Raw genomic sequence first — 23,287 nt, 5'->3', positions numbered from 1 at the left:
TCCCTCGTTCCTCGGGACCTGCGCGTGTTCTCCCTTTCGGCGGGCGCCGCGCCCCCTTGGCTCACTCGCCTGGTCGTGCGCTATCGCTGGTGGACGTCGTGCTGCCGGCGGCGGCCGTCGCGGACCTGCGCGCGGGCGGCACCGCCGGATTCCGGCACGGCCTGGCCGCCGCGTACCTCGGCTTCTCCGTCGCTTACGGGCACTACCTGGTGCGCTGGGCCGACGCCCGTGTCGCGTACCGCTTGGCGGGCGGGCCGAGGTCGCAGGGCCCGCCGAAGTACGGCCGGGGCGCGTGTCGTGCACGAGTGGCGGATGTGCGGGCGCACGGCCCTGGCGGCGGTGCTGGCCGTGCTGCTGCTGGAGTGCGCGGTCCGGCTCGTCGGCGACGCGGATCGCACGGAGGCGCTGCGGCAGTGGCGGTTGCGGATGGCGTGGGTCACCGGGCTCAACGCCGCCTTCGCGGCGTCGTACTCGCTGCGGCCGCGGCGCGAGCCCGCCACGGGCCCGCGCCGATGAATGACGTGCCGTCAGCGGCTCAGCGGTTCTCTCCGGGCACCCACAGCACGTCGCCGACCTCCTTGTTGGCCGTGCGGGCCAGGATGAACAGCAGGTCCGACAGACGGTTGAGGTAGGTCGCGGTGAGCGGGTTCATCGTCTCGCCGTGCTCCTCCAGCGCCGCCCACGTGGAGCGTTCCGCGCGCCGCACCACCGTGCACGCCTGGTGGAGCAGCGCGGCCCCCGGGGTGCCGCCGGGCAGGATGAAGCTGCGCAGCTTCTCCAGCTCCTCCAGGAAGCGGTCGCACTCCTCCTCCAGCCGGTCCACATAGCCCTGTTCGACGCGCAGCGGCGGGTACTTGGGGTCGGGCACGACCGGCGTCGCCAGGTCCGCGCCGACGTCGAAGAGGTCGTTCTGGACCCGCACGAGGACGGTGGCGACCTCCGCGGGCAGCCCGCCGAGCGCGAGGGCGACACCGATCGCGGCGTTGGCCTCGTTGGCGTCCGCGTAGGCCGAGATGCGGCTGTCGGTCTTGGCGGTGCGGCTCATGTCGCCGAGGGCGGTGGTCCCGTCGTCCCCGGTCCGCGTGTAGATGCGTGTCAGATTGACCATGGGGCCGAGCGTAGTCCCCGGCGGTGCCCGGCCGCCGGTGTCCCACCGCGTACCCGGTCGCTCCGTGATTGCGACGAAGGACACACGGTGACCCGGGTCTCCAACTGCTGCGCAGGGCTGCGAAGCACCGTTAAGGTCCCGGCAACAGCATCGAGAAGATAGGTGTGTGCCGTGGCGAAGAAGCTCGCCGTCGTCGGAGCCGGCCTGATGGGCTCCGGAATCGCGCAGGTGTCGGCCCAGGCCGGCTACGAGGTCGTCCTGCGCGACATCACCGACGAGGCGCTGGCCCGCGGCAGGAGCGGTATCGAGGCGTCGTACGAGCGGTTCGTCGCCAAGGGCAAGCTGTCGGCCGAGGACGCGGCCGCCTCGCTGGGCCGCATCACCACGACCACCGACCTCGACGCGGCCGCCGACGCGGACATCGTCGTCGAGGCGGTCTTCGAGAAGATCGAGGTCAAGCAGGAGATCTTCCGGGCCCTGGACAAGATCGCGCACCAGGACGCGGTGCTCGCCTCCAACACCTCCGCCATCCCGATCACGAAGATCGCGGCCGTGACGGAGCGTCCGGAGCGGGTGGTCGGCACGCACTTCTTCTCCCCGGTCCCGATGATGCAGCTGTGCGAGCTCGTGCGCGGCTACAAGACCAGCGACGAGACGCTGGAGCGGGCCAAGGCCTTCGCGGAGGAGGTCGGCAAGACCACCATCGTGGTCAACCGCGACGTCGCCGGCTTTGTCACCACCCGCCTGATCTCGGCGCTGGTCGTCGAGGCCGCCAAGCTCTTCGAGTCCGGCGTCGCCTCGGCGGAGGACATCGACACCGCCTGCCGGCTCGGCTTCGGCCACGCCATGGGCCCGCTGGCCACGGCCGACCTGACGGGCGTCGACATCCTGCTGCACGCCACCGGCAACATCTACACCGAGTCGCAGGACGAGAAGTTCGCGGCGCCGGAGCTGATGCGGCGCATGGTCGACGCGGGCGCGCTCGGCCGCAAGAGCGGCGAGGGCTTCTACCGCTACTGACGGACGGTCGGTCCCGGCGGGCGGCCAAGGGCCCCCGCCGGGGCGATCACCCGGGGGGAGGGTGGGCCTGGCGGGCGCATCACATCACTCTCCAGAGTGAATTCGGTATCGGTTCGCTCACAGACGGCAACCTCTTCGTACGACGGACCGTCAGTTACGTAGAACCACGGTACTTTCCCACCCATTCACTCCACGGGGAGGCTTCATGCACATCAGGGGCGACCACGCCGAACTGGTTGTCGGGGGTCGCCTCGACGTCCGTACCGCGGCGGACGCCCGCAAGGTCCTGCACTCCGCGGTGGACGGCGGCCACGGCGACCTGGTGCTCGATCTGACCGAGCTCGACTCGTGGGACGCCACCGGACTGGGTGTGATCATGGGTGCGCACCGCCGCTGCGGACGGGCCGACCGCCGGCTGGTCCTGCGGGGCGTCCCGGCGCAGATGCAGCGGCTGCTCGTCGCCACGCGGCTGCACCGCATTCTGGTCATCGAGGGGGGTATCGCGGCAGAGGCACTGCCGCGTACCTAGCGGGGCGTGCCGCAACGGAACTGGCAAGCCCGGACAGATTTGGACGCATGGGCGGCATGGCGGCCCTGGGGTTCGCACATACTGTGGGAAGGTTTAAGGTTCGGTTCCGGCGTGCCACACCCCGTACGCCGAGGAGGGGAGCCGGACCGGTCCAGCTGCGGACGTGCGGGCCCGGTACGGCCCCGCTGCGACGCGAATGGGGGGCGGAGACTAATGGACCCACACATCGGACCCGACATGTCCGGCGACGAGTACGGCGCACAGCAGGACTCCCCGAGCTTTCCCGAGCGGCCGGCCCCGGCCGGGCCCGAGAACGGCACACAGCCCGTGCCGCGCGTGACGCGGCCCCCGCGTGACCCGCTGACCCCCGAGGTCGGCTCCGGCACGGCGGACGGCGACGCACCCCGGGTCGTCCAGCTCGTCGTCGGCGACTGCCTGCTGACCCTCAATCCCGTCGACGGCAGCGAGGTGAGCACCCTGCCGGCCGCGGGGCTGCCCGCCCCGGTGCGCCGCGACGCGGACGCGCGGGCCGTGCGCACGTCCGGCACGCACCCCGCCGTGCCGCCGGGCCCCCGCGGGCCCGAGCTGCCGCTGCTGGAGCGGGAGGAGGAGCGCGAACGGCTCACCCGGCTGCTGACCCGCGGGCGTTCGGTCCGGGTCACCGGCCCGTCCGGCGCCGGCCGCAGCGTGCTCCTCGACGCCGTGGCCGAGGCGTCCGCCGGCGTCGCCCCCGACGGCGTGATCCGGCTCTCCGGCTACCGCCGCACGCCCAGCGACCTGTTGCAGGAGATCTTCAGCACGGTCTACGGCGGCGAGGACGAGTCCTCGCAGACAGGCGATGTCGCGGGCTACCGCCCCGACCGCGGGCGGCTCACCGAGCTGCTGCGCGAGGTCGGCGCGGTCGTCGTCTTGGACGACCTGGAGTTCGGCGGCGCGGGCCTGGAGGAACTGCTCGCCGCCGCACCCGAGTGCGCCTTCCTGATGGCCGCGACGCCCGACGTCGCCGCGCCCGCCTCCGACTCCGCGGTCGAGGAGGTCTTCCTGCCCGGGCTGACCCGGGTCGCCTGCCTCGAACTGCTCGAACTGGCCGCGGGGCGGCCGCTGCAGGAGGAGGAGACCGCCTGGGCCGCGGACCTGTGGTTCGAGTCCGAGGGGCTGCCGCTGCGCTTCGTCCAGGCCGGCGCGCTGCTGCGGCAGCGCGACGTGCTCGCGGCCGAGATCCTCGCCGCCGACGAGTCCGTCTGGGGCGGCACGGAGCCGGACGACGAACTGCCCGTCGACGCACCCTTCGACGCGATCCCCGGGCCGGGGGCGGAGGTGTTTTCCTCGTCTTCCTCGCACGTTCCACTGCCCTCGCTCGCCGAGAGCGCCGCCCCCGCCGCGCTGCTGGCCTCCCGGCTCAGCGGCGCCGCCCAGGAGACGCTGCGCTTCGCGGTGGCCCTGGGCGGGGAGTGCCCGCACCAGTCGCACCTGCCCGCGCTGGTCGGCGAGACGCACGGCGACGCCGCGCTCGGCGAACTCCTCGCCGTGGGGCTCGTCGCGCCGGTCGACCGGCACCACCGCCTCGCGGCGGGCGTACGGACGCAGCTCGCCGCCCCCGGTGAACTCGCCGAGGACGCCGCCGCGGAGGGCGCCCCGCAGGCCCTCACGGCCGCCCAGCACTACACCTGGTGGGTCGGCCACCCCTCCGTCACGCCCGAACGCGTCGCCGCCGAGGCGGAGGCGGTCCTCGCCGCCCTCAGCGCCTGCCGCGACGGGGGCCACGCCAGCGCGGCCGTCCTTCTCGCGCGCACGGCGGCACCGGTGTTCGCCGCGTCGCTGCACTGGAGCGCCTGGGAACGCGCCCTGCGGACCGGCCAGGAGGCCGCGCGGCAGTCCGGGGAGGTCGCCGAGGAGGCGTACTTCCTGCACGAACTCGGCGTCCTCGCGCTCTGCCTCGGCGGTTTCGACCGTGCGCGCAGCGAGCTGGAGGCCTCCATAGCCCTGCGCGCCGCGCTCGCCGACCGCCAGGGCACCACGGTCGGCCGCCGCACCCTCGCCCTGGTCCTCGACCGCTCGGGCCACATCGCGCCGTTCACCACCCCGGAGAGCGCCGCGACGGCCACGACGGACCTGGCGCTGCCCGATTCCCCCGCGACGATCATCAGCAAGCGCCTGGCCGTCACCACGCCGCGCCGCCGCGGCCTCACCGGCTCGCGCCGCAACCTCGTCGCCGCCGGCGCGGGCGCGCTGCTCGCGGCGGTGCTCGGCACCATCGTCACCCTCGGCACGACGGCCTCCGGCGGTGACCAGAACACCCCGATGAACGTCAAGCCCCTCGAGACCGCGCAGCCCGACGACGCCGACGACGGCCTCCCGGCGGACGGCGTGTCCCCCACCCCGGGCTCCACCCACCGCGGGCCCTCGCCCTCCGCCACCGGCAGCGGCCCCGCCACGGACCCCAGCGCCCCGGGCACGGGCACGAACGGCGGCAACGGCGGCGGTTCGGGCGGCGGCCAGGACCCGGACACGGACGGTGGCGCCACGACGGGCGAGGAGGGCGGCAGCGGCACGCCGTCGCACTCCACGAAGCCGACCAAGGGCGGCCCCAAGCCGCCGTCGTGGACGCCGACGCAGTCGACGTCGCCGAGCTCGTCGACGAGTTCCACCCCGCCGAGCAGCCCGTCGACCCCGCCCGGCACCCCGACGCCGACGGACACCCCGACCGGGCCGGAGGGCACCACGACCGCCGGCGGCCCGTCGACCGACACCCCGGTGACGGCGAGCGAGAGCGCCACCGGCACCGCCGGGACGCCCGTCATCTGAGGCCGTCGGAAGCGCACCGTGGCCCCGTCGTCGGCAGACGACGGGGCCACGGCGCTGTCGGGGGGCCGCCGCGCGGCCCGTGCTCAGAAGAGGCGCAGCTTGTCGTCCTCGATGCCGCGCAGCGCGTCGTAGTCGAGCACGACGCACCCGATGCCGCGGTCGGTGGCGAGCACGCGGGCCTGCGGCTTGATCTCCTGGGCCGCGAAGACGCCCTTGACGGGCGCCAGCAGCGGGTCGCGGTTGAGCAGTTCCAGGTAGCGGGTCAGCTGCTCGACGCCGTCGATCTCACCGCGCCGCTTGATCTCGACCGCGACGGTCGCGCCGTCGGAGTCCCGGCCGAGGATGTCGACGGGCCCGATCGCGGTCGGGTACTCGCGGCGGATGAGCGTCCAGCCGTCGCCGAGGACCTCCATGCGGTCGGCGAGCAGTTCCTGGAGGTGCGCCTCGACGCCGTCCTTGATCAGACCGGGGTCGACGCCGAGTTCGTGGCTGGAGTCGTGGAGAACGTCCTCGATCGTGATGATCAGCTGCTCGCCGGCCTTGTTGGTGACCGTCCAGACCCCGTCCTCGCCCTCCTTGAGCGTGCAGGGCGGCGACATCCAGTTGAGCGGCTTGTAGGCGCGGTCGTCGGCGTGCACGGAGACACTGCCGTCGGCCTTCACCAGGAGCAGCCGGGTCGCCGAGGGGAGATGGGCGGAGAGCCTGCCCGCGTAGTCCACGGAGCAGCGGGCAATGACGAGACGCATGGTCGGCAACGCTACTCGCTACCGGGCGCGGTTGGAAAATGGCCAGTTGTGAGCGCTCCCACCTAGTGTCGTGGGACCTCTCCGCCTACGGTTGTGAGTGGAGGCCGTCGTGCGGGAGAACACTTGACGGCTTCTCTCCGTAGTCCGTCTGACTCCTCGGACAGGGGGGTCACGAGAGGAGTACTCATGTCGCTCGACGTCTCACCGGCCCTCCTCGAACAGGCCGAGCGAGGCGAGGTCGACGAACGGGAATTCGTCGACTGCGTCCGGACTTCCCTGCCTTACGCATGGGACATGATCAGCTCTCTGGCGGCGCAGCTCAAGGTGGACGGCGGAGAGTTCGCCGACAACCAGGTGCCGCCGCCGGACGAGCACGCACGCGGGCAGTTGCTCCGCGCTCTGGCGAGTGACGCGATCCGGGGGGCACTTCAACGGCATTTCGGGGTGCGACTGGCATTCCAGAACTGCCACCGGGTCGCGGTGTTCCCGCTGGACCCGGCGGTCGATGAGCGTTACGCGAAGTTCACCTCCGTACGCGCACAGTTGCTGAACCAGTCCCCGGAGCTGCGGGACTGCTGAGACCGGCCACAGTGCTCCCGCAAGTGGCCGACGCTTTGCCCCTTGATGTTTCAATCAGGCCAATTGCGGGAGCACTTCCGCTCCGAGCCGTGCCACGTTCTGCTCCGTGGCCGCGAGGTCCCCGGAGCCCTCGACGAGCAGGGCGAAGCGGCGGATGCCCGTGCGTTCCGCGGTGGCGGCCAGGCGGTCGGCGCACAGCGACGGCGGCCCCACCGGGTGCAGGTCGCAGAGGAGTTCGGTGTAGGCGAGGGGGTCGCGCATCGAGCGGGCCCGGCCGTCGACCGTGCGATGGGCGGCCAGTCCCTGCTGGAGCCAGCCGGGCATCGCCTTGGTCAGCGCCTCGACGGCGTCCGCGCGGCGGTCCGCGATCTGCGCCACACCCGCGGACACATGCTCCGCGGCCGCCACCATTTCGGGTGAAAGCCCCGCATCGCGCGCCTCGGCCTGCCACATTGCGACCATGGCCGCTTTGTCCTCGTCCCCGCAGTGCATGCCGAGCAGCATCGGCAGGCCGCGCCGTGCCGCCAGCCGCACGCTGGACGGCGAGGTGCAGGCCACCACGACCGGAGGGCCGCTGGGGTCCTCGAACTCGTCGGCCCGGGGGACGACGTCCACCTCGCGGAAGGCGAATCGTTCCCCCGAAGTTCCCACCCGGGGTTCGCGCAGCCAGCGCAGCAGCAGGTCGAGCGACTCGGGGAAGCCGCTCTCGAAGGCGGCCAGGCCGGCCCCGAAGACCTCCAGGTCCACCCACGGGCCGCCGCGGCCCACGCCGAGCGTGAACCGGCCGCCGGACGTGATGTGCAGCAGCGCCGCCTGTTCGCCCAGGGACACCGGATGGGCGGTCGGCAGCACGCTGACCGCCGTGCCCACCCCGATCCGCCGGGTCCGCCCCAGCAGCAGCGCGGCCAGCGTCACGGCCGACGGGCAGACCCCGTACGGCACGAAGTGGTGCTCCGCGAGCCACACGGAGTCCAGCCCGGCCGCCTCCGCCGCCTCCGCGGAGCGCACCGCCCGGTGCAGTGCCTCCCCGGCCCCCTGTCCCGGGAACTGGGCGGCGAGAACGAAAGTACCGACGCGCATCGTGCTTCACACCTTTCTCGGTGGCCGACGCGGCTCCCCTAACCGTCATTAACGCCTGACACGTGCCAAGGGCACGGGCCAACCGCCGCGATTTCATGATTTTCAAGGGGATGGCGGGAATGGGAGGTTGTGGGACGCGTACCCGGGCCGCCCCGGGCTACGCGTAGGCTTGACAGCAGGTCCGTTGTCCCCGACCCGCATGAGGTGTGTGCTTGTGTCCCCGCGCCGAAACCGCCCGCGAGGCACCACCGGCAGTCCGCAGGAGACGGACGGCCCCGGCTGGGGTCGCGGCGGGGAGCGCACCGAGAGCTGGCAGGGCGAGGAGTGGACGGTCCGTCCGCTCGCGGGGAGTTCCGGCGGCAAGCGCTACCGCTGCCCCGGCTGCGACCAGGAAATCCCGCCCGGCGTGGGGCACTTGGTGGTCTGGCCGGAGTACGGCGGCGTGGACGACCGGCGGCACTGGCACACCGCCTGCTGGAACGCGAGAGACCGCCGGGGCGTGCGGCCCCAGCGGTCCCGGAACGCCCCGCGGCACTGAGCCGCGGGAGCGCAGGTCAGACGTCGCGCTTGGCGAGCACCGCGTACGCGCCGCCCAGCGCCACGGCGGTGACGACCGCCAGCACGATCAACTGGCGCACCCCGTCGGCGCTGCCGTTCTCCAGCATGGGCATCTGGTAGAGCGAGGCGATGGCGTTGGGGGAGGAGTACTCGATCAGTTTCTCCTGCAGCGCGTGAAGGCCGGCCGGCATGAAGATCGCGACGATCAGCGGCAGCAGGACCACGCCCGTCATCGTCGTGATCGCGCCCGCCGAGTGCCGCAGCAGGGTGCCCACGGCCAGCGAGAGCAACCCGAGCAGGGCCACGTAGAGGCCGACGCCGACAGTGGCGCCGAGCCATTGGGAGCCGCTGGCGGTGGTGAGGCCGTGCTCGACGACGAGATGCGAGCCGCTGTAGAAGGCGTCCTCGTTGTTCGCCGGCCGGCCGCCGAAGGCCGCGTTGTTCATGAGCGCGGTGAGCGTGCAGGCCACGGTGGTGACGGTGAAGCTCAGTGCGAAGAAGACGATCGCCTTGGCGGCGAGGATCCGGCCGCGCTGCGGGCTGGCGGTGAGTGTCGTACGGATCATGCCCGTGCCGTACTCGGAGCTGATCACGAGCACGCCGAGCGTGATGACGCACAACTGCCCGAGCAGCACGCCGAACAGGCCGAAGGCGAGCACCGGGTCGGTGACGTAGTCATGGGAACTCGCCCCGACCACCAGCAGGTTGATGCCGAGAACCAGCACGAGCATCACGCCGAGCGTCCACAACGTGGAACGCACGGTCCGGATCTTGGTCCACTCGGATGCGAGCGCATGGCCCAGATGCGTCTTCTGCACGGGGATCGCCGAGGAGAACTGCGGGGCCGGGTGCTGGACGGGGGCGGTCATCGGGCGTCCTCGACGGGCAGGGCCGGCTGGGGCGGCAGGGTGGATGGGGCCGGCTGCGGGATCGGCTGTGCGTACGAGTCCGGCCGGGGCTGCGGCGGGGGGTACGCCTGCGGGGCTCCCCAGCCGCCCGGCACCGGCGCGCTCGGCTGCTGGAGGCCCTGCCGCGGGTCCTCGGAGGAGCGGTAGTCCACCGCGCCGTTGGTGAGCCGCATGTACGCCTCCTCCAGCGAGGCCTGGTGCGGGGACAGTTCCCACAGCCGTACACCGGTGTCGTGCGCGAGGTCGCTGATCCGCGGCAGTTCCAGGCCGGTCACACGCAGCGCGCCGTCCTGCTCCTGCTGCACCTGGGCGCCGGCTCCGGTCAGCGCCTCGGTCAGCTTCTCCCGGTCGGCGTCGACGTCGGGGGTGCGGACCAGGGCGAAGCCCGTCGAGTTGCGGGCGATGAAGTCCTTCACGCTCATGTCGGCGAGCAACTGGCCGCGGCCGATGACGATCAGGTGGTCGGCGGTCAGTGCCATCTCGCTCATCAGGTGCGAGGAGACGAAGACCGTACGGCCCTCCGAGGCGAGCTTGCGCATCAGGTGGCGCACCCAGTGGATGCCCTCGGGGTCCAGTCCGTTGACCGGCTCGTCGAAGAGCAGCACCTCGGGGTCGCCGAGCAGCGCGGCGGCGATGCCCAGGCGCTGGCCCATACCGAGGGAGAAGCCCTTGGAGCGCTTGCCGGCGACCTCCTGGAGGCCCACGACGCCCAGCACCTCGTCGACACGGCGTGCGGGGATGCCCGACAGTTGGGCCAGGCTGAGCAGGTGGTGCCGGGCGCTGCGCCCGCCGTGCACGGCCTTGGCGTCCAGCAGGGCGCCCACCCGGCGGGGTGCGTTGGGCAGCTTGCGGTACGGCTGACCGCCGATGGTGACCTGGCCGGAGGTCGGGCTGTCCAGTCCCAGGATCATCCGCATCGTGGTGGACTTGCCGGAGCCGTTCGGCCCCAGGAAGCCGGTGACCACTCCGGGCCGCACCTGGAACGACAGGTTGTACACGGCCGTTTTGCTGCCGTAGGTCTTGGTGAGGCCCACTGCCTCGATCATGCTCCGCCCCTCGACGACCAGTTCTCGGGGCGGGTGCCCGCCCCCATGGTGATGAGGAGTCCGGCGGGGCGGAAACGGTTCCCGTCCCGGCGGGGCGGAAACGTTTCTCCCGCCGTCGGCCCCGGGACGGCGAAGGCCGCCGCACCCGGGCGGGGTGCGGCGGCCTTCGTGAGCCGCTGTCCGGGCGCGGCGCCCGGCACCGGTCAGGCGTCGCGCTTCTTCAGCACCAGGTAGCCGCCGATGAGCGCGGCGATCACCCACAGGGCCATGATGCCGAGACCCGCCCAGGGCCCGTACGGACGTCCGTCGTCGACCGCGACCACCTGGAGGACCTTGGAGCCGGCCTGGTCGGGGAAGTAGTGGGCGACGTTCTTGGCCTTGGGGACGTTCGCCAGGATCGACGAGACCAGGAAGAAGAAGGGCATCAGGATGCCCAGCGACAGCATCGGGCTGCGCAGCATCATCGCGACGCCCACGGAGAACAGCACCATCAGCGTCATGTAGAGACCGCCGCCGACGACGGCGCGCAGGACCCCGGTCTCCGAGAGGGAGGTGCTGTGCGAGCCGAGCAGCACCTGCCCGACGAAGAAGGTCAGGAAGCTGGTGGCCATGCCCACGACCAGGGCCAGGGCGCCGGTGACCGCGACCTTCGACAGGTAGAACGTGGCGCGCTGCGGGACCGCCGCCAGCGAGGTGCGGATCATGCCGGTGCTGTACTCACCGGTGACGACCAGCACACCGAAGACGATCAGGGCCAGCTGCCCGAGGATCAGCCCGGCGAAGCTCGTGTTGGTCGCGTCGAAGTTCTGGAGGTCCTGCTCGGAGGCGTTCCCCCACTGGGAGGCGATCAGCAGGCAGATGAGTCCGCTGATGACGACGGTGACGAGGAGTGCGGACGCCAGCGTCCACACCGTCGAGCGGACCGACTTGACCTTGGTCCACTCGGACTGCAGAACCGCGCTCGTTGCCGCCATGTCAGGACTTCTCCTTCTTGTTCTGCCAGTCGGCACCCCAGGCCGCTCCCGGAGCCGCCGCGGGAACGGCGGCGCCCGCCGCCACGGACTCGTCCGCCGCCTGCCCGGGGATGCCCGCCTGGTACTCCACCGACTCGGCGGTCAGCCGCATGAAGGCCTCCTCCAGGGAGGCGCGCTGCGGGCTGAGTTCGTGCAGCACGACCTGCTTCTCCGCGGCCAGCTCGCCGATCTTGGCGGACTCCGCGCCCTCGATCTCGAACGCGCCCTCGTCGGTGATCACGGACGTGATCGACGCCGCGGTCAGCGCGTCCTTGAACTTCTCCGGCTCCGGGGTGCGGACCCGCACGAAGGAGCGGGAGTTCTCGGCGATGAAGTCGGCCATCGTCGTGTCCGCCATCAGCTTGCCGCGGCCGATCACGATCAGGTGCTCGGCGGTCAGCGCCATCTCGCTCATGAGGTGGCTGGAGACGAAGATGGTGCGGCCCTGGGCCGCCAGGCTCTTCATCAGGTTGCGGATCCAGTGGATGCCCTCGGGGTCCAGTCCGTTGACCGGCTCGTCGAACATCAGGATCTCGGGGTCGCCGAGCAGCGCCGCGGCGATCCCGAGGCGCTGTCCCATGCCGAGTGAGAAGCCCTTGGAGCGCTTCTTGGCGACCGAGGAGAGGCCGACGGTCTCCAGCACCTCGTCGACCCTGCGGGCCGGGATGCGGTTGGACTGGGCCAGGCACAGCAGATGGTTGTACGCCGTGCGGCCCCCGTGGATGGCCTTGGCCTCCAGCAGCGCGCCGATGTGCTTGAGCGGTTCGTTCAGCTCGCGATAGTGCTTGCCGTCGATGCGGATGCTGCCGCTGGTCGGATTGTCCAGGTCCAGCATCATGCGCATGGTGGTGGACTTGCCGGCGCCGTTGGGACCGAGGAAGCCGGTCACCACGCCGGGCCGCACCGTGAAGGTGAGGTGGTCCACGGCGGTCTTGTCACCGTACCGTTTGGTCAGCCCCTGCAGCTCGATCATGCCGCATAGGGTACTGGTGCCCCGGCGGCCGGTGCACGCGGAATACCGGCCCCCGATTGTGCCCGAGCCCCCCACCCGAGGGCAGGGGGCTCGTCGGTCCGGACGCGGGGCGCGTTCAGCGCTGGGCCGGGACGCCGCGCGAGACGGGCTCGTCGTCGGCGGGGGCGCCGGCCGCGGCGACGGCGGCACCGGTCAGCGTGGCCAGCATCTCGCGGACGTTGGTCAGCTGGGCGTTGATGCTGTCGCGGCGGTTGGTGAGGGCCGCCAGCTCGCGCTCGGATTCGCTGCGGATGCGGTCCGCCTTGGCGTTCGCGTCCGCGACGATGTCCTCGGCCTGGCGCTGCGCGGTCTCGACCGTCTGGCGGGCGCGGCGCTCGGCGTCGGTGCGCAGCTTCTCGGCCTCCAGGCGGAGCTGCTCGGCGCGGTGCTCGATCTCGGCGAGGCGCTTCTCGGCCTTGGCCTGACGGGACGCCAGGTCGCGCTCGGACTGCTCACGGCGCTTGGCGAGGTTGGTCTCGAAGTCGGCCGCGGCCTGGGCCGCCTTGGCGCGGGTCTCCTCGAAGAGGGCGTCCGCCTCCTCGCGCTTGGCCTGCGCGTCCTTCTGCGCGTCGGCGCGCATCTGGCCGGCCTCACCCTTGGCCTTCTCGACGATGCGCTCGCCCTCGTCCTCGGCCTTGGCCTTGCGCTCGGTCGCGTAGGACTCGGCGTCGTTGCGCACCTGGGCGGCGGCGGACTCGGCCAGCTCGCGGTGCTGCTCGGCGGCGCGGCGCGCCTCCTCACGCAGGTCCTTCGCCTCCTCCTCGGCGAGGCGGAGGATCTTCTCGACGCGTGCGCCCAGACCCGCGTAGGACGGCTCGGCGTCATTGACCTGCGCCTGAGCGTTCTGGGTCTCGAGGTGCAGTTCCTCGATGCGCTTCTCCAGCGCATTGATCCTGGCGAGTGCGCTGTCACGGTCGGCGACCAGCTTGGTGATGCGGTCGTCCACCTGCCCGCGGTCGTATCCGCGCCGCACGAGCTCGAAGCCGAAAGGGGAGGAAGTGTCGCTCATGGGGTTCCTGTCAATTCAGACCGGGTGGGGTGTTAGAGGGAATCCTAGGGGCCGGGGCGGCGTGTCATCGAGTCAGTGTCCAGTAACTGTGCACAATGACCGCTCAATCGAGTGGTGCATCGTCGGACCGCTTGCCCCCTGTTCGGGTGGTTCCGGACGCCGCCCCGGCAGCGACCGTGTTCTTACCGTTCTGTGTGCCGTTCTGACTGTTGCCCTTTCCCCCGTCGAGCGGCGTCTGGAATGACTCCAGTGCCTCAAGGACATCCTGCACGCGGGTGATCTCCGCGTTGATGTCCTGGCGCCGCCGGGCCAGCACCTCCAGCTCGCGCTTACCCTCCGTGACGATCCGCTCGGCCTCGGTCCGCGCCTCGGCGCGCATCCGCTCCGCGTCCCGCTCGGTGTCGACCTTCTTCTGCTCGGCTCCCTTGAGGAGCTCCTCCGCCTTCTTCACCGCCGCGATGCGGACCTTGCTGGCCTCGGCACTCGCGGTCGACCGGGTCTCCTCGGCCTTCGCCTCCGCGTCGGTGACCAGCTCACGGGCCTTCGCCTCGGCCTTGGACAGCTGCTCGGTTGCGGCCTCCACCAGCTTGTCCACCCGCTCGCCCGCCGACTTCATCGTCGCGGCGGCCTCGTTGCGGGCCCGCTCGTGCAGCTCCTCGACCTCGGACTCGACGCGCTGCCGCAGTTCCTGCGACCGCTCCCTTATGGCGGTGGCGTCCCGGCGGGCCTCCTCCAGCATGGTGTCGGAGTCGGTACGGGCCCGCTCCACCAGGCCGTTGCCCTCGTTGGTGGCTTCGTTGACGAGCCGGTCGGCCTCCTTGCGGGCGGCGCCCACCATGGTGTCGGCCTGCTCCTCGGCCGAGGCGCCGATCTTCCGCGCCTCCGCCTGCGCCCCGGAGATCAGCTCGTCCGCCTGCGCGGCGGCCTCGCCCCTGCGCTTGTTGGCGTCCTCGCGGGCCTCGTCGCGCATCCGGTCGGACTCCGCGCGGGCCGCCTCCGCGTCCCGCTCCGCCGACTCCAGCGCGTCCTTGGCGAGGATGCCCAGCCGCTCGGCCTCCGTCCGCGCCTTGCCGATGAGCTGGTCGGCCTGCTGAGCGGCCTCCGTACGGCGCTTGTTCGCCTCGTTCCTCGCCTCGTCCAGCAGGCGGCGGGCCTCCGACTCGGCGGTGCCCAGTGCCTCCTCGGCGGCCCTGCGGCGCTCCACCGCGTCCCGCTCGGCGCCCTCCAGCGCGTCCTTGGCGAGGATGCCCAGGCGCTCCGCGTCGCGCTGCGCCTTGCCGAGCATCTCCTCGGCCTGCGTGCCGGCCTCGGCCCGCAGCCGGTCGGCCTCCTCGACGGCCTCCGACAGCAGCCGGTCCACCTGCTCGGCGGCGTCCACCCGCAGGCGGTTGGCCTCCTCGCGGGTCTCCGCACGCAGCGCGTCGGCCTCCTCGATCGCCTCCGTGACGGTGCGATCGGCCAGCTGACGGGCGGACTCCGCCTCCTCCTGCGCCTCACGACGCATCCGGGACGCGTCCTCGCCGGCCCGCTCCCGCTCGGCGTTGGCCTCCGCGTGCAGCCGGTCGGCGCCCTCCTGGGCCTCGCCGCGCAGGCGCTCCGCCGCGTGCTCCGCGGCCGAGCGCAGCCCGGCGATCTCCTCCTCGGCCTGCTCGTGCAGCCCATTGACGGAGTCCCGGACCTGCTGGGCCGTCGTCTCGGCGGCACCGATCAGCTCCGCGGCGTGCCGCTCGGCCTCGGCCACCAGGCGCTCCGCCTCGGCACCGGCCTCCTCCACCCGCTTGCGGGCGCTGGCCAGCAGCTCGTCGCTCTCCTGACGGGCCTGGGCCCGCTCCTGCTCGGCCTCGCCGCGCGCCGAACCCAGCAGCTCCTCGGCCTCCCGGCGACGCCGGCCGGCCTCCTCCTGGGCGGCGGACAGCGCCTCGGCCGCCTCGGCCCGCAGCCGGCCCGCGGTCTCCTGGGCCTCCGCCCGTACGCGGTCGGCGGTCTCCTGCGCCTCGACGCGCAGCTGCTCTGCCTCGGCGGCGGCGTCACCGCGCAGCCGGACGGCGGCCTGCTCGGCCTCGGCACGGCTCTGCGAGGCGTCGGCGGCCGCCTCGTCGCGCAGCCGCAGGGTGTCCTGCTCGGCCTGCTCCTGAAGGGTGCGCACCCGCTCGGCCGCCTCCGCGCGCAGCGCGGCGACCTCCTCGGCGGCCTCCCGGCGCAGCCGGTCCGCCTCGGTACGGGCGTCGCGCAGCGCCTCCTCGGCGGCGGTGATGCGCCGTTCGGCCTCGTCGCGCTGCCGGACCAGATCGGCCTCGGCCTCGTCGCGCAGCCGCTCGGCGCCCCGCTCGGCCTCCTCGCGCAGCGCCGCGCCGGCCGCCTCGGCGTCCTCGCGGACCTGGTCGGCCTGCGCCTGCGCCTCCTCGCGCACCTGCCCGGCCTCGCCGTGGGCCCGCTCCAGCAGCTCGTCGGCCTGGCGGCGGAGCCCCGCGGCGCGCTCGATGGCCTCGGTACGGACCCGGTCGGACTCGGCGTTGGCGGTCTGCCGGTGCCCGGCGGCGTCCGCCTTGGCCTTGGTCAGCAGCTCCTCGGCGGAGCGGGCCGCCTCCTCGATCTGCTGGACGGCCTCGCGCCGGGCCTCGCCGCGGATGCGCTCGCCCTCCGCGACCGCCTCGGCGCGCAGCTGCTCGGCCTCGCCGCGCAGCCGGCGCGCCTCCTCCTGCAGCTCGACCGTCTTGGCGCGGTACTCCTTGGTGTCGTCCTTGGCCGTGCCCAGCAGCTGCTCGGCCGACTCCTCGGCCTGGCCGCGCAGCCGCTCCGCCTCGGACTCCGCCTCGCGGCGGATGCGCTCGGCCTCCTCGCTCGCGGCGCGAGTGGTGGCCCGGGCGTCCTCGGTGGCCTTGGTCAGGACCTCCTCGGCGGTGCGGGCCGCCTTGGCCAGCGCGGCCGCCGCGTCCTCGGCCGCCTCGGACTTGGCGGTCTCCTGGGCCTGGGCCAGCACGCGGTCGGCCTCGGCCCTGGCGTCCGCCACGACCTGCTCGGCCTCGGACTTGGCGGCCTCCGCCTCCTTGGTCGCCTCCGCGACCAGGCGGGCGACCTCGGCCTTGGCGGTGCGGGTGCGCTGCTCGTTGTCGGCGTCCACGACGGACAGCCGCTTGGCGGCGTTGCTCGCCGCCTCCTCACGGAGCCGGTCGGACTCGCTCTGCGCCTCGCGGAGCTTCTCCTCGGCGTCCCGCAGCTTGTCCTCGGCGACCCGGGTCAGCTCGGCGGCCTGGGTGCGGGCGCTCTCCGTGTCGCTGCGGGTGGACGTACGCAGCTGCTCGGCCTGGGACGTGGCCTCCTGGGCCTGGCTGGCCGCGGCGTTGAGCAGGCGCTCGGCGTCGGCGCGGGCGCGGCGCAGCAGTTGCTCCGCCTCGGCGCGGGCGGCCGCCCCCTCCGACTCCAGCCGGTCGCGGGCGCCCTCGGCGATCCGCTGGGCCTCGGTGCGGGCGGCGGCCAGCGCCGACTCCGACTCGGCCCGGGTCTCCTCCATGAGCCGCCGGGCCTGGGACTCGGCGCGGGCGCGCAGCTGTTCCGCCCAGGCGACGTTCTCGTTGACGTGGCTCTCGACGTTGGTCCGGCGCTCGGCCAGCTCCTCGTCGAGTCGACGGCGCCGGGCCACGGCCTCGGCGTGCCACTCCGCCTCCGCACGCGACTGGTGCTCGGCCTGCTCCTGCAGCAGCCGCTGGGTGGCGGCGCGGGCCTCGCGCAGCTCCCGTTCGGCGTCGGCACGCAGCTGGTCGGCCTGGATCTGGGCGTTGCGCAGCAGCTGGTCCGCCTGCAGGCCCATGTTGTCGTAGGCAGGACGGGTCGCCAGATTGCGTCGCGCCTCGTGCAGCTTGGCGCGCAGCACCTCGACCTGGTATCCGAGGTCGTCGGCATGCTGGACGACCTTGTCCCGCTCCTTACGAAGCCGTTCCATCTCGGCCTCGAACTGCGAGAGGTGGTCTTCCTCAACCTCGTAGCGGTCGTAGCCCCGCACTCCGCGGTCCCATCCGTCTCCTGGTGTACCCACCCGCCAACCGAGTGAGATTCCCCGGGGCCCCGTTCACCGCGGAGCCTTACGGAGAATTGTGTCCGATCCCACGCCGAGGCGCGGGCAGGTACCCCAGCCCACCCCGGGGTCGCCCCGCCACTCTACCGGGGCGAGTCGCGTCCGGTCAGTGCTCCTTGGACGAGGTGACCAGCTCCGTGAGAACGCCGTGGCAGTCCTTGGGGTGCAGGAAGGTGATCCGGGACCCCATCGTGCCGGTGCGCGGGGTGTCGTACAGCACCCGCACGCCCTTGTCGCGGACGGCCGCGGCGTCCCCGTCCACGTCGTCGGTGCCGAAGGCGATGTGGTGGACGCCCTCACCGTTCTTGGCCAGCCACTTCGCGACCGTGGAGTCCTCGCGGGTCGGTTCCAGCAGCTGGAGGTAGGACGCGCCCCCGTCGGAGGTCTCGTTGATCTTCAGCATGGCCTCACGGACGCCCTGCTCCTCGTTGACCTCGGTGTGGAACACCTCGAAGCCGTACGTGGCACGGTAGAACTCGACGGTCGCGTCGAGGTCGAAACAAGCGATACCGATGTGATCGATTCGAGTCAGCATGAGTCCAGTGGACCGCCGGGACGCATGGTCACGCAACGTGCCCGCGATCACACCGTCCGCCTCGTGACCGCCGCCGTACCCCTCAGTACATTGACACCACCCTCGTGAAACCATCGTTAACCCACCCTCCGTGCAAAGGGGCCGCGTCATGACCAGCCAGGCACGTACGTCCGTGATCGTCGCGGGCGCCCGCACTCCGATGGGCCGCCTGCTCGGCTCGCTCCGCAGCTTCTCCGGCGCCGAGCTCGGCGCCGTCGCCATCAAGGCGGCCCTGGACCGGGCCGGCATCGCCGGCGACCAGGTCGAGTACGTGATCATGGGCCAGGTGCTGCAGGCCGGCGCCGGGCAGATCCCCGCCCGCCAGGCCGCGGTCAAGGCCGGCATCCCGATGAGCGTCCCGGCGCTCACCATCAACAAGGTCTGCCTGTCGGGACTGGACGCGATCGCCCTGGCGGACCAGCTGATCCGCGCGGGTGAGTTCGACGTCGTGGTGGCCGGCGGCCAGGAGTCCATGACCAACGCCCCGCACCTGCTGCCCAAGACCCGCGAGGGCTTCAAGTACGGCGCCGTCCAGATGCTGGACGCGATGGCCCACGACGGCCTGACCGACTCGTTCGAGAACATCGCCATGGGCGAGTCGACCGAGAAGCACAACACCCGCCTGGGCATCGCCCGCGCCGAGCAGGACGAGATCGCCGCCCTGTCCCACCAGCGCGCGGCGGCCGCCCAGAAGAACGGCCTCTTCGACGCCGAGATCACCCCGGTGGAGGTCCCGCAGCGCAAGGGCGACCCGGTGGTCTTCAGCAAGGACGAGGGCATCCGCGCCGAGACCACGGTCGAGTCCCTGGGCAAGCTGCGCCCCGCCTTCAGCAAGGACGGCACCATCACGGCCGGCACCTCCTCGCAGATCTCCGACGGCGCCGCCGCGGTGGTCGTGATGAGCAAGGAGAAGGCCGAGGAACTGGGCCTGGAGTGGCTTGCCGAGATCGGCGCCCACGGCAACGTGGCGGGCCCGGACAACTCGCTGCAGTCGCAGCCGTCCAACGCCATCGCGCACGCGCTGAAGAAGGGCGGCCTCACCGTGGCCGACCTGGACCTCATCGAGATCAACGAGGCGTTCGCCGCGGTGTCCGTGCAGTCGATGAAGGACCTGGGCGTGACACCTGAAAAGGTGAACGTCAACGGTGGTGCCATCGCCCTCGGTCACCCGATCGGCATGTCCGGCGCCCGCCTCGTGCTCCACCTGGCGCTGGAGCTCAAGCGCCGCGGCGGCGGCACCGGCGCGGCGGCCCTCTGCGGCGGCGGCGGCCAGGGCGACGCCCTGATCATCCGCGTCCCCGCCAACTGACTCGCCCCGCGGACGCGCGGACGGTTGATCATCCGCGTGCCGCTCGGTTGTCCGGGCGGCATGTGGGCAGACCCTGTTGGCGAGTGAGCCGAAGCGGAGTGACTTCGGCCGAAGTTGATCATTTGTGGGCTGTCCGGGCGGCATGTGGGCAGATTCGGTGGGCGAGTGAGCCGAAGGGGAGCGGCCGGTGTCGAAAGGGAGAGCGCGCGGAGCCTGTGAGGAACGAGCAGGCGAGCACGGTCGACCGTCGACACCGGCTGAGCGAACCGGAGGCGAACCGAGCCCTCAAAGAAGAAGGAGCACGATGGACGTCCCCACCCTGGTGGAGCAGGCGCGGCAGGGCCGCCCGAGGGCGGTCGCGCGGCTGATCTCACTGGTGGAGGGGGCGTCCCCGCAACTGCGTGAGGTGATGGCGGCCCTCGCGCCGCTCGCCGGCGGCGCGTACGTGGTCGGGCTGACCGGCTCGCCCGGTGTCGGCAAGTCGACCTCGACCTCGGCGCTGGTCTCGGCCTACCGGCGGGCCGGGAAGCGGGTCGGGGTGCTCGCGGTGGACCCCTCGTCGCCGTTCAGCGGGGGCGCCCTGCTGGGCGACCGGGTCCGGATGAGCGACCACGCCTCGGACCCGGGGGTCTACATCCGTTCGATGGCCACCCGCGGCCACCTCGGCGGCCTGGCGTGGGCCGCGCCGCAGGCGATCCGGGTGCTGGACGCGGCGGGCTGCGAGGTGATCCTCGTGGAGACCGTCGGCGTCGGGCAGTCGGAGGTCGAGATCGCGGCCCAGGCGGACACCTCCGTGGTGCTGCTCGCGCCCGGGATGGGGGACGGCATCCAGGCGGCGAAGGCGGGGATCCTGGAGATCGGCGACGTCTACGTGGTCAACAAGGCCGACCGGGACGGCGCCGACGCCACCGCCCGCGAGCTCAACCACATGCTGGGCCTGGGCGAGGCCCGGCAGGCGGGCGACTGGCGCCCGCCGATTGTCAAGACGGTCGCCGCCCGCGGTCAGGGGACCGACGAGCTCGTCGAGGCGCTGGAGAAGCACCGGGCCTGGATGGAGGAGCACGGTGTGCTGGCGGAGCGGCGGCTGCGCCGCGCCGCCCTGGAGGTCGAGCACATCGCCGTCACGGCGCTGCGCGAGCGGATCGGCGACCTGCACGGTGACCGCCGGCTCGGCGCCCTGGCCGAACGCATCGTCGCCGGCGCGCTGGATCCGTACGCCGCCGCCGACGAGCTGGTCGCGGGCCTGACCGAGCAGGCCTGACCGAGCAGGCCTGACCGAGCGGCCCCGGGAACGGGCCGCCCGGGCCGGCCGGTCAGGCGCGTCCGCGTACCGCGCGCAGGTGCTCGGCGACCGGGGCCAGCGCCTTGCGCAGCGCCGCCAGGTCCTCCGCCGGGAGCAGGTCGATGAAGTGCTCCCGTACGGCCGCCACGTGGTGCGGGGCGACCTTGCGCATGGTCTCCCAGCCCTCCTCGGTGAGGACGGCGTACAGCCCGCGCCGGTCGGACTCGCAGTTCTCGCGGCGGACCAGGCCCGCGGTCTCCATGCGGCTGATCTGGTGGGACAGCCGGCTCTTGGACTGGAGGGTCGCGCGGGCCAGGTCGCTCATCCGCATGCGGCGCTCGGGCGACTCCGAGAGGTTGACCAGGATCTCGTAGTCGTTGTACGTCAGACCGAACGGCTGCAGGTCCCGTTCGAGCTGGTGGGTCAGCAGCTTGCTGACCTCCAGGTGGGTGCGCCAGGTGCGCTGCTCGTCGCCGGTCAGCCAGATGGTGCCGTTCTCAGTCTCCATGCTGGAATTATACCCAGGATGTTGAAATCCGTATTAATTGGGGTCCGGTTGCGTGTCCGCGCGGTCACAGTCCGAAACGGCGCTGCAGGTCGCCCAGTTGACCCGGCAGTCGCGGCGCGCCCGGTGCGCCGCCGTGGGCACCGGCCCCCGCGCCCGGTACGCCGGCCTCGTGCGGGACCGCGCCGGTCGCCTGCTCGGGCATCAGCACCTCCGTGGACTGCAGCAGCACCTGGCCCGCGCCCACGAACTCGAACTGGTGCTCCTCGCCCGAGGTGCCGCCGATGCCGGTCAGCGCCCGCAGGCCGCCCAGCACGCCGCGCATGTAGCCGTGGTCGTAGTGGTGGCAGGGCGACGGGCAGTCCGCCCAGCCCACCAGGGCCTGCGGGTCGACCCGGACCGGGGGCTCGACGAAGTGCACCGCGCCGTTGGACGCGGCGACGAACTTGCCCGTGCCGATGAGGGTCAGGAAGCCCGGGATGATCGACTGCTTGAGCGCCAGCCCCGGCTGGAAGGCCAGCAGGTTCCCCGACCGGATGGTGAGGTTGCCGTCCTCCAGGTCGTAGGAGTTCACGTCGAAGGCGCGGTCGGCGAGGATCATCTTGCCCTGGCCCTCGGCGACCACCCAGTCCGAAGCGTGCAGCGGGGAGTGGAAGTTGGCGCGGATCAGGCCGTCGAGGGCGCCGTGGCCGATGCCGTGGAAGGAGATCTGCCCGTAGTAGGCGATCATCTTCCCCTTCTGCAGGAACCACTGCCCCTTGAGGTCGACGCTGAAGGCGTACGGGTTGACGTTGTCGTCGACCGGCAGGGTGTACGGGTCGTGGACGACCGGGCCGTTCGCGGTCACAGCTTCTCCTCGCTCGCCTGGACGTAGACCGTGCCCTGCCCCGACAGCTCCAGCTGGAACGCCTCGCCGGAGCCGCGGCCCACCATGTCGCGCCAGCCGAGCGCGGTGGACAGCTTGTTGCGGACGTCGCCGCGGTGGGCGACGTACGCCTGCGGGTCGACGTGCACCGGACGCTGCGGGGTGATCGGCAGCTCGATCACGCCGCCGTGCGCCATGACCGCCACCGCGCCCTGGCCCTGCAGCGTCGTGGTGAACAGGCCCTGGCCCGTCACCTGGCCGCGGATGACGCCCATGACACCGCCCTGGGAGCCCATGAACATCGTGCTCTGCCGCAGTGTGCCGTCGAAGGCGAGCAGCCGGTCCGCCTCGACGTACAGGGTGTCGCCGGTCAGGTCGATGCAGTGCACATGGTGGCCGCCGTGCCCGAACATCACCGAGCCGTGGCCCTCGACGGTCATCAGCGGTGTCGCCTCGCCCGCCATCCGGCGGCCGATCATCGACCCGATGCCGCCCTGCCCGCCCTGCATGTTCGGGGTGAACGAGACGTTCCCGCGGTAGGCGAGCATCGCGCCCCGCTGGCTGAACATCCGCTGCCCGGGCAGCACCTGGGCCTCGACCATCTTGGAGTTGATCCGGGTGAACGGCATCAGACCTGCCCCCCGATCGTGTTGCGCTCGCTGGGCTGGACGTACACCAGGCCGTCGCCCTCGAAGCGGATCTGGAAGGACTCGCCGCCGGACTCGCCGATCATGGCGCGCCAGCCGATGCCGGCCTGGAAGTGCTGCTGCAGACGGCCGGTGTGCGCCACATAGGCGCCCGGGTCGACCTGGAGCGGCATGCCGGGGGAGACACGCAGCACCACGGCCGGTCCGTCGGACATGATCGCCGCCTGGCCCATGCCCTCCACCGTGGTGGTGAACAGCCCGTTGCCCTGGGAGGCGCCGCGCAGCCCGGTGAAGGTGGTGCCGGTGCGCAGCGTCGCCTCGGTCGCCAGCAGATTGCTGGCCTCGACGTACAGCTTCTCGCCGTTGAGGCGGACGAGGTTGATCTCGCTCGCGCGGTCGGCGAAGTAGCAGGTGCCCTGCCCCCGTACCTCCATGACCTCCATCGACTCGCCGGTGAGCCGCCGGGTCACCATGCCGCGCAGACCCTCGCCGCCACCGGACATCTTCTTGAACTGCATCTGGCCGTCGTAGGCGACCATCGCCCCGTTCTTCGCCTTCACGGCGTCGCCGGCCATGTCCACGGCGAGCACCTTGCTGCCCTGCAATCGAAACTGAGCCAC

At 72.3% G+C, this 23,287-nt stretch carries 22 protein-coding genes; 8 read left to right on the top strand and 14 right to left on the bottom strand.

Going from position 1 to position 23,287, the window contains the following annotated elements; genetic code table 11:
* Positions 1–312: 312 nt before the first annotated feature.
* On the top strand, positions 313–516 hold the full coding sequence (locus ABZ883_RS25565) for a hypothetical protein (protein ID WP_360909862.1): 204 nt from the start codon (positions 313–315) through the stop codon (positions 514–516).
* Between the two features lie 19 nt (positions 517–535).
* On the opposite strand, the gene ABZ883_RS25560 is transcribed toward ABZ883_RS25565, so the two are convergent.
* A complete protein-coding gene (locus ABZ883_RS25560; RefSeq protein WP_360909860.1) occupies positions 536–1,108 on the bottom strand; it encodes a cob(I)yrinic acid a,c-diamide adenosyltransferase in 573 nt (190 codons plus the stop codon).
* Between the two features lie 171 nt (positions 1,109–1,279).
* Here ABZ883_RS25560 and ABZ883_RS25555 point away from each other — a divergent pair, with 171 nt between their 5' ends.
* From ABZ883_RS25555 to ABZ883_RS25545, 3 genes are all read left to right on the top strand, one after another.
* A complete protein-coding gene (locus ABZ883_RS25555) occupies positions 1,280–2,128 on the top strand; it encodes a 3-hydroxyacyl-CoA dehydrogenase family protein (protein WP_360909858.1) in 849 nt (282 codons plus the stop codon).
* Between the two features lie 205 nt (positions 2,129–2,333).
* The gene (locus ABZ883_RS25550; protein WP_018563514.1) at positions 2,334–2,657 is read left to right on the top strand and encodes an STAS domain-containing protein; all 324 of its coding nucleotides are present in this window, start codon (positions 2,334–2,336) and stop codon (positions 2,655–2,657) included.
* 237 nt (positions 2,658–2,894) lie between these two features.
* Positions 2,895–5,462 (top strand): ATP-binding protein, encoded by a 2,568-nt coding sequence (locus tag ABZ883_RS25545; RefSeq protein WP_360909856.1) that lies wholly within the window; start codon positions 2,895–2,897, stop codon positions 5,460–5,462.
* An 83-nt stretch (positions 5,463–5,545) separates the two neighbouring features.
* Here ABZ883_RS25545 and nucS read toward each other — a convergent pair whose 3' ends face one another.
* Entirely contained in the window at positions 5,546–6,208 is a 663-nt protein-coding gene (gene nucS / locus ABZ883_RS25540) for an endonuclease NucS (protein ID WP_360909854.1), read from the bottom strand.
* 186 nt (positions 6,209–6,394) lie between these two features.
* Here nucS and ABZ883_RS25535 point away from each other — a divergent pair, with 186 nt between their 5' ends.
* Positions 6,395–6,787: an SCO5389 family protein gene (locus ABZ883_RS25535; RefSeq protein ID WP_319659947.1), complete on the top strand. Its 393-nt coding sequence runs from the start codon at positions 6,395–6,397 to the stop codon at positions 6,785–6,787.
* Positions 6,788–6,841: 54 nt separating this feature from the next.
* On the opposite strand, the gene ABZ883_RS25530 is transcribed toward ABZ883_RS25535, so the two are convergent.
* Positions 6,842–7,867: an LLM class flavin-dependent oxidoreductase gene (locus ABZ883_RS25530; RefSeq protein ID WP_360909852.1), complete on the bottom strand. Its 1,026-nt coding sequence runs from the start codon at positions 7,865–7,867 to the stop codon at positions 6,842–6,844.
* Between the two features lie 214 nt (positions 7,868–8,081).
* Between ABZ883_RS25530 and ABZ883_RS25525 the strand changes: the two genes are divergently transcribed.
* Positions 8,082–8,405 (top strand): ATP/GTP-binding protein, encoded by a 324-nt coding sequence (locus ABZ883_RS25525; protein ID WP_360909850.1) that lies wholly within the window; start codon positions 8,082–8,084, stop codon positions 8,403–8,405.
* Positions 8,406–8,421: 16 nt separating this feature from the next.
* On the opposite strand, the gene ABZ883_RS25520 is transcribed toward ABZ883_RS25525, so the two are convergent.
* From ABZ883_RS25520 to mce, 7 genes are all read right to left on the bottom strand, one after another.
* Positions 8,422–9,294 (bottom strand): ABC transporter permease, encoded by an 873-nt coding sequence (locus ABZ883_RS25520; RefSeq protein WP_360909848.1) that lies wholly within the window; start codon positions 9,292–9,294, stop codon positions 8,422–8,424.
* A complete protein-coding gene (locus ABZ883_RS25515) occupies positions 9,291–10,379 on the bottom strand; it encodes an ABC transporter ATP-binding protein (RefSeq protein ID WP_360909846.1) in 1,089 nt (362 codons plus the stop codon). The genes ABZ883_RS25520 and ABZ883_RS25515 overlap by 4 nt, the downstream gene beginning before the upstream one ends.
* A gap of 203 nt (positions 10,380–10,582) precedes the next feature.
* Positions 10,583–11,353: an ABC transporter permease gene (locus ABZ883_RS25510; protein WP_360909844.1), complete on the bottom strand. Its 771-nt coding sequence runs from the start codon at positions 11,351–11,353 to the stop codon at positions 10,583–10,585.
* Between the two features lies 1 nt (position 11,354).
* Positions 11,355–12,365: an ABC transporter ATP-binding protein gene (locus ABZ883_RS25505; RefSeq protein WP_360909842.1), complete on the bottom strand. Its 1,011-nt coding sequence runs from the start codon at positions 12,363–12,365 to the stop codon at positions 11,355–11,357.
* A gap of 115 nt (positions 12,366–12,480) precedes the next feature.
* Positions 12,481–13,413 carry a cellulose-binding protein gene (locus tag ABZ883_RS25500; RefSeq protein WP_360909840.1) on the bottom strand — a complete coding sequence of 311 codons (933 nt, stop codon included), beginning with the start codon at positions 13,411–13,413 and terminating at the stop codon, positions 12,481–12,483.
* Between the two features lie 103 nt (positions 13,414–13,516).
* The gene (gene scy / locus ABZ883_RS25495) at positions 13,517–17,413 is read right to left on the bottom strand and encodes a polarized growth protein Scy (protein WP_360909954.1); all 3,897 of its coding nucleotides are present in this window, start codon (positions 17,411–17,413) and stop codon (positions 13,517–13,519) included.
* 178 nt (positions 17,414–17,591) lie between these two features.
* Positions 17,592–18,020, bottom strand: a complete 429-nt coding sequence (gene mce, locus ABZ883_RS25490; protein WP_360909838.1) for a methylmalonyl-CoA epimerase — start codon at positions 18,018–18,020, stop codon at positions 17,592–17,594.
* 172 nt (positions 18,021–18,192) lie between these two features.
* Between mce and ABZ883_RS25485 the strand changes: the two genes are divergently transcribed.
* Complete coding sequence (locus ABZ883_RS25485) at positions 18,193–19,368, top strand: acetyl-CoA C-acetyltransferase (RefSeq protein WP_360909952.1); 1,176 nt, start codon at positions 18,193–18,195, stop codon at positions 19,366–19,368.
* Positions 19,369–19,672: 304 nt separating this feature from the next.
* Positions 19,673–20,629 carry a methylmalonyl Co-A mutase-associated GTPase MeaB gene (gene meaB / locus ABZ883_RS25480; RefSeq protein WP_360909836.1) on the top strand — a complete coding sequence of 319 codons (957 nt, stop codon included), beginning with the start codon at positions 19,673–19,675 and terminating at the stop codon, positions 20,627–20,629.
* Positions 20,630–20,681: 52 nt separating this feature from the next.
* Here the strand turns inward: meaB and ABZ883_RS25475 are convergent, their stop codons facing one another.
* The 4 genes from ABZ883_RS25475 to ABZ883_RS25460 all read right to left on the bottom strand — a co-directional run bounded on the left by ABZ883_RS25475 (position 20,682) and on the right by ABZ883_RS25460 (position 23,287).
* Positions 20,682–21,158: a MarR family transcriptional regulator gene (locus ABZ883_RS25475; RefSeq protein ID WP_360909834.1), complete on the bottom strand. Its 477-nt coding sequence runs from the start codon at positions 21,156–21,158 to the stop codon at positions 20,682–20,684.
* A gap of 64 nt (positions 21,159–21,222) precedes the next feature.
* Positions 21,223–22,002 carry an AIM24 family protein gene (locus tag ABZ883_RS25470; protein WP_360909832.1) on the bottom strand — a complete coding sequence of 260 codons (780 nt, stop codon included), beginning with the start codon at positions 22,000–22,002 and terminating at the stop codon, positions 21,223–21,225.
* Positions 21,999–22,649 (bottom strand): AIM24 family protein, encoded by a 651-nt coding sequence (locus tag ABZ883_RS25465; RefSeq protein ID WP_360909830.1) that lies wholly within the window; start codon positions 22,647–22,649, stop codon positions 21,999–22,001. Before ABZ883_RS25465 ends, ABZ883_RS25470 begins: the two co-directional genes overlap by 4 nt.
* On the bottom strand, positions 22,649–23,287 hold the full coding sequence (locus tag ABZ883_RS25460; protein ID WP_360909829.1) for an AIM24 family protein: 639 nt from the start codon (positions 23,285–23,287) through the stop codon (positions 22,649–22,651). The genes ABZ883_RS25465 and ABZ883_RS25460 overlap by 1 nt, the downstream gene beginning before the upstream one ends.

The sequence above is a fragment of the Streptomyces sp. NPDC046977 genome, from assembly GCF_040644455.1.
GTDB lineage: Bacteria > Actinomycetota > Actinomycetes > Streptomycetales > Streptomycetaceae > Actinacidiphila.
Note: the sequence above shows the minus strand (reverse complement) of the source record. Positions and strands in the feature narration are given on the sequence as shown.

Coding starts and splice junctions, on each gene's coding strand:
- ABZ883_RS25545 (WP_360909856.1), top strand. CDS start 2,895: ATGTCCGGCGACGAGTACGGCGCACAGCAGGACTCCCCGAGCTTTCCC.
- ABZ883_RS25505 (WP_360909842.1), bottom strand. CDS start 12,365: ATGATCGAGCTGCAGGGGCTGACCAAACGGTACGGTGACAAGACCGCC.
- ABZ883_RS25535 (WP_319659947.1), top strand. CDS start 6,395: ATGTCGCTCGACGTCTCACCGGCCCTCCTCGAACAGGCCGAGCGAGGC.
- ABZ883_RS25510 (WP_360909844.1), bottom strand. CDS start 11,353: ATGGCGGCAACGAGCGCGGTTCTGCAGTCCGAGTGGACCAAGGTCAAG.
- nucS (WP_360909854.1), bottom strand. CDS start 6,208: ATGCGTCTCGTCATTGCCCGCTGCTCCGTGGACTACGCGGGCAGGCTC.
- mce (WP_360909838.1), bottom strand. CDS start 18,020: ATGCTGACTCGAATCGATCACATCGGTATCGCTTGTTTCGACCTCGAC.
- ABZ883_RS25530 (WP_360909852.1), bottom strand. CDS start 7,867: ATGCGCGTCGGTACTTTCGTTCTCGCCGCCCAGTTCCCGGGACAGGGG.
- ABZ883_RS25565 (WP_360909862.1), top strand. CDS start 313: ATGTGCGGGCGCACGGCCCTGGCGGCGGTGCTGGCCGTGCTGCTGCTG.
- ABZ883_RS25560 (WP_360909860.1), bottom strand. CDS start 1,108: ATGGTCAATCTGACACGCATCTACACGCGGACCGGGGACGACGGGACC.
- ABZ883_RS25550 (WP_018563514.1), top strand. CDS start 2,334: ATGCACATCAGGGGCGACCACGCCGAACTGGTTGTCGGGGGTCGCCTC.
- ABZ883_RS25475 (WP_360909834.1), bottom strand. CDS start 21,158: ATGGAGACTGAGAACGGCACCATCTGGCTGACCGGCGACGAGCAGCGC.
- meaB (WP_360909836.1), top strand. CDS start 19,673: ATGGACGTCCCCACCCTGGTGGAGCAGGCGCGGCAGGGCCGCCCGAGG.
- ABZ883_RS25520 (WP_360909848.1), bottom strand. CDS start 9,294: ATGACCGCCCCCGTCCAGCACCCGGCCCCGCAGTTCTCCTCGGCGATC.
- ABZ883_RS25465 (WP_360909830.1), bottom strand. CDS start 22,649: ATGCCGTTCACCCGGATCAACTCCAAGATGGTCGAGGCCCAGGTGCTG.
- ABZ883_RS25500 (WP_360909840.1), bottom strand. CDS start 13,413: ATGAGCGACACTTCCTCCCCTTTCGGCTTCGAGCTCGTGCGGCGCGGA.
- ABZ883_RS25515 (WP_360909846.1), bottom strand. CDS start 10,379: ATGATCGAGGCAGTGGGCCTCACCAAGACCTACGGCAGCAAAACGGCC.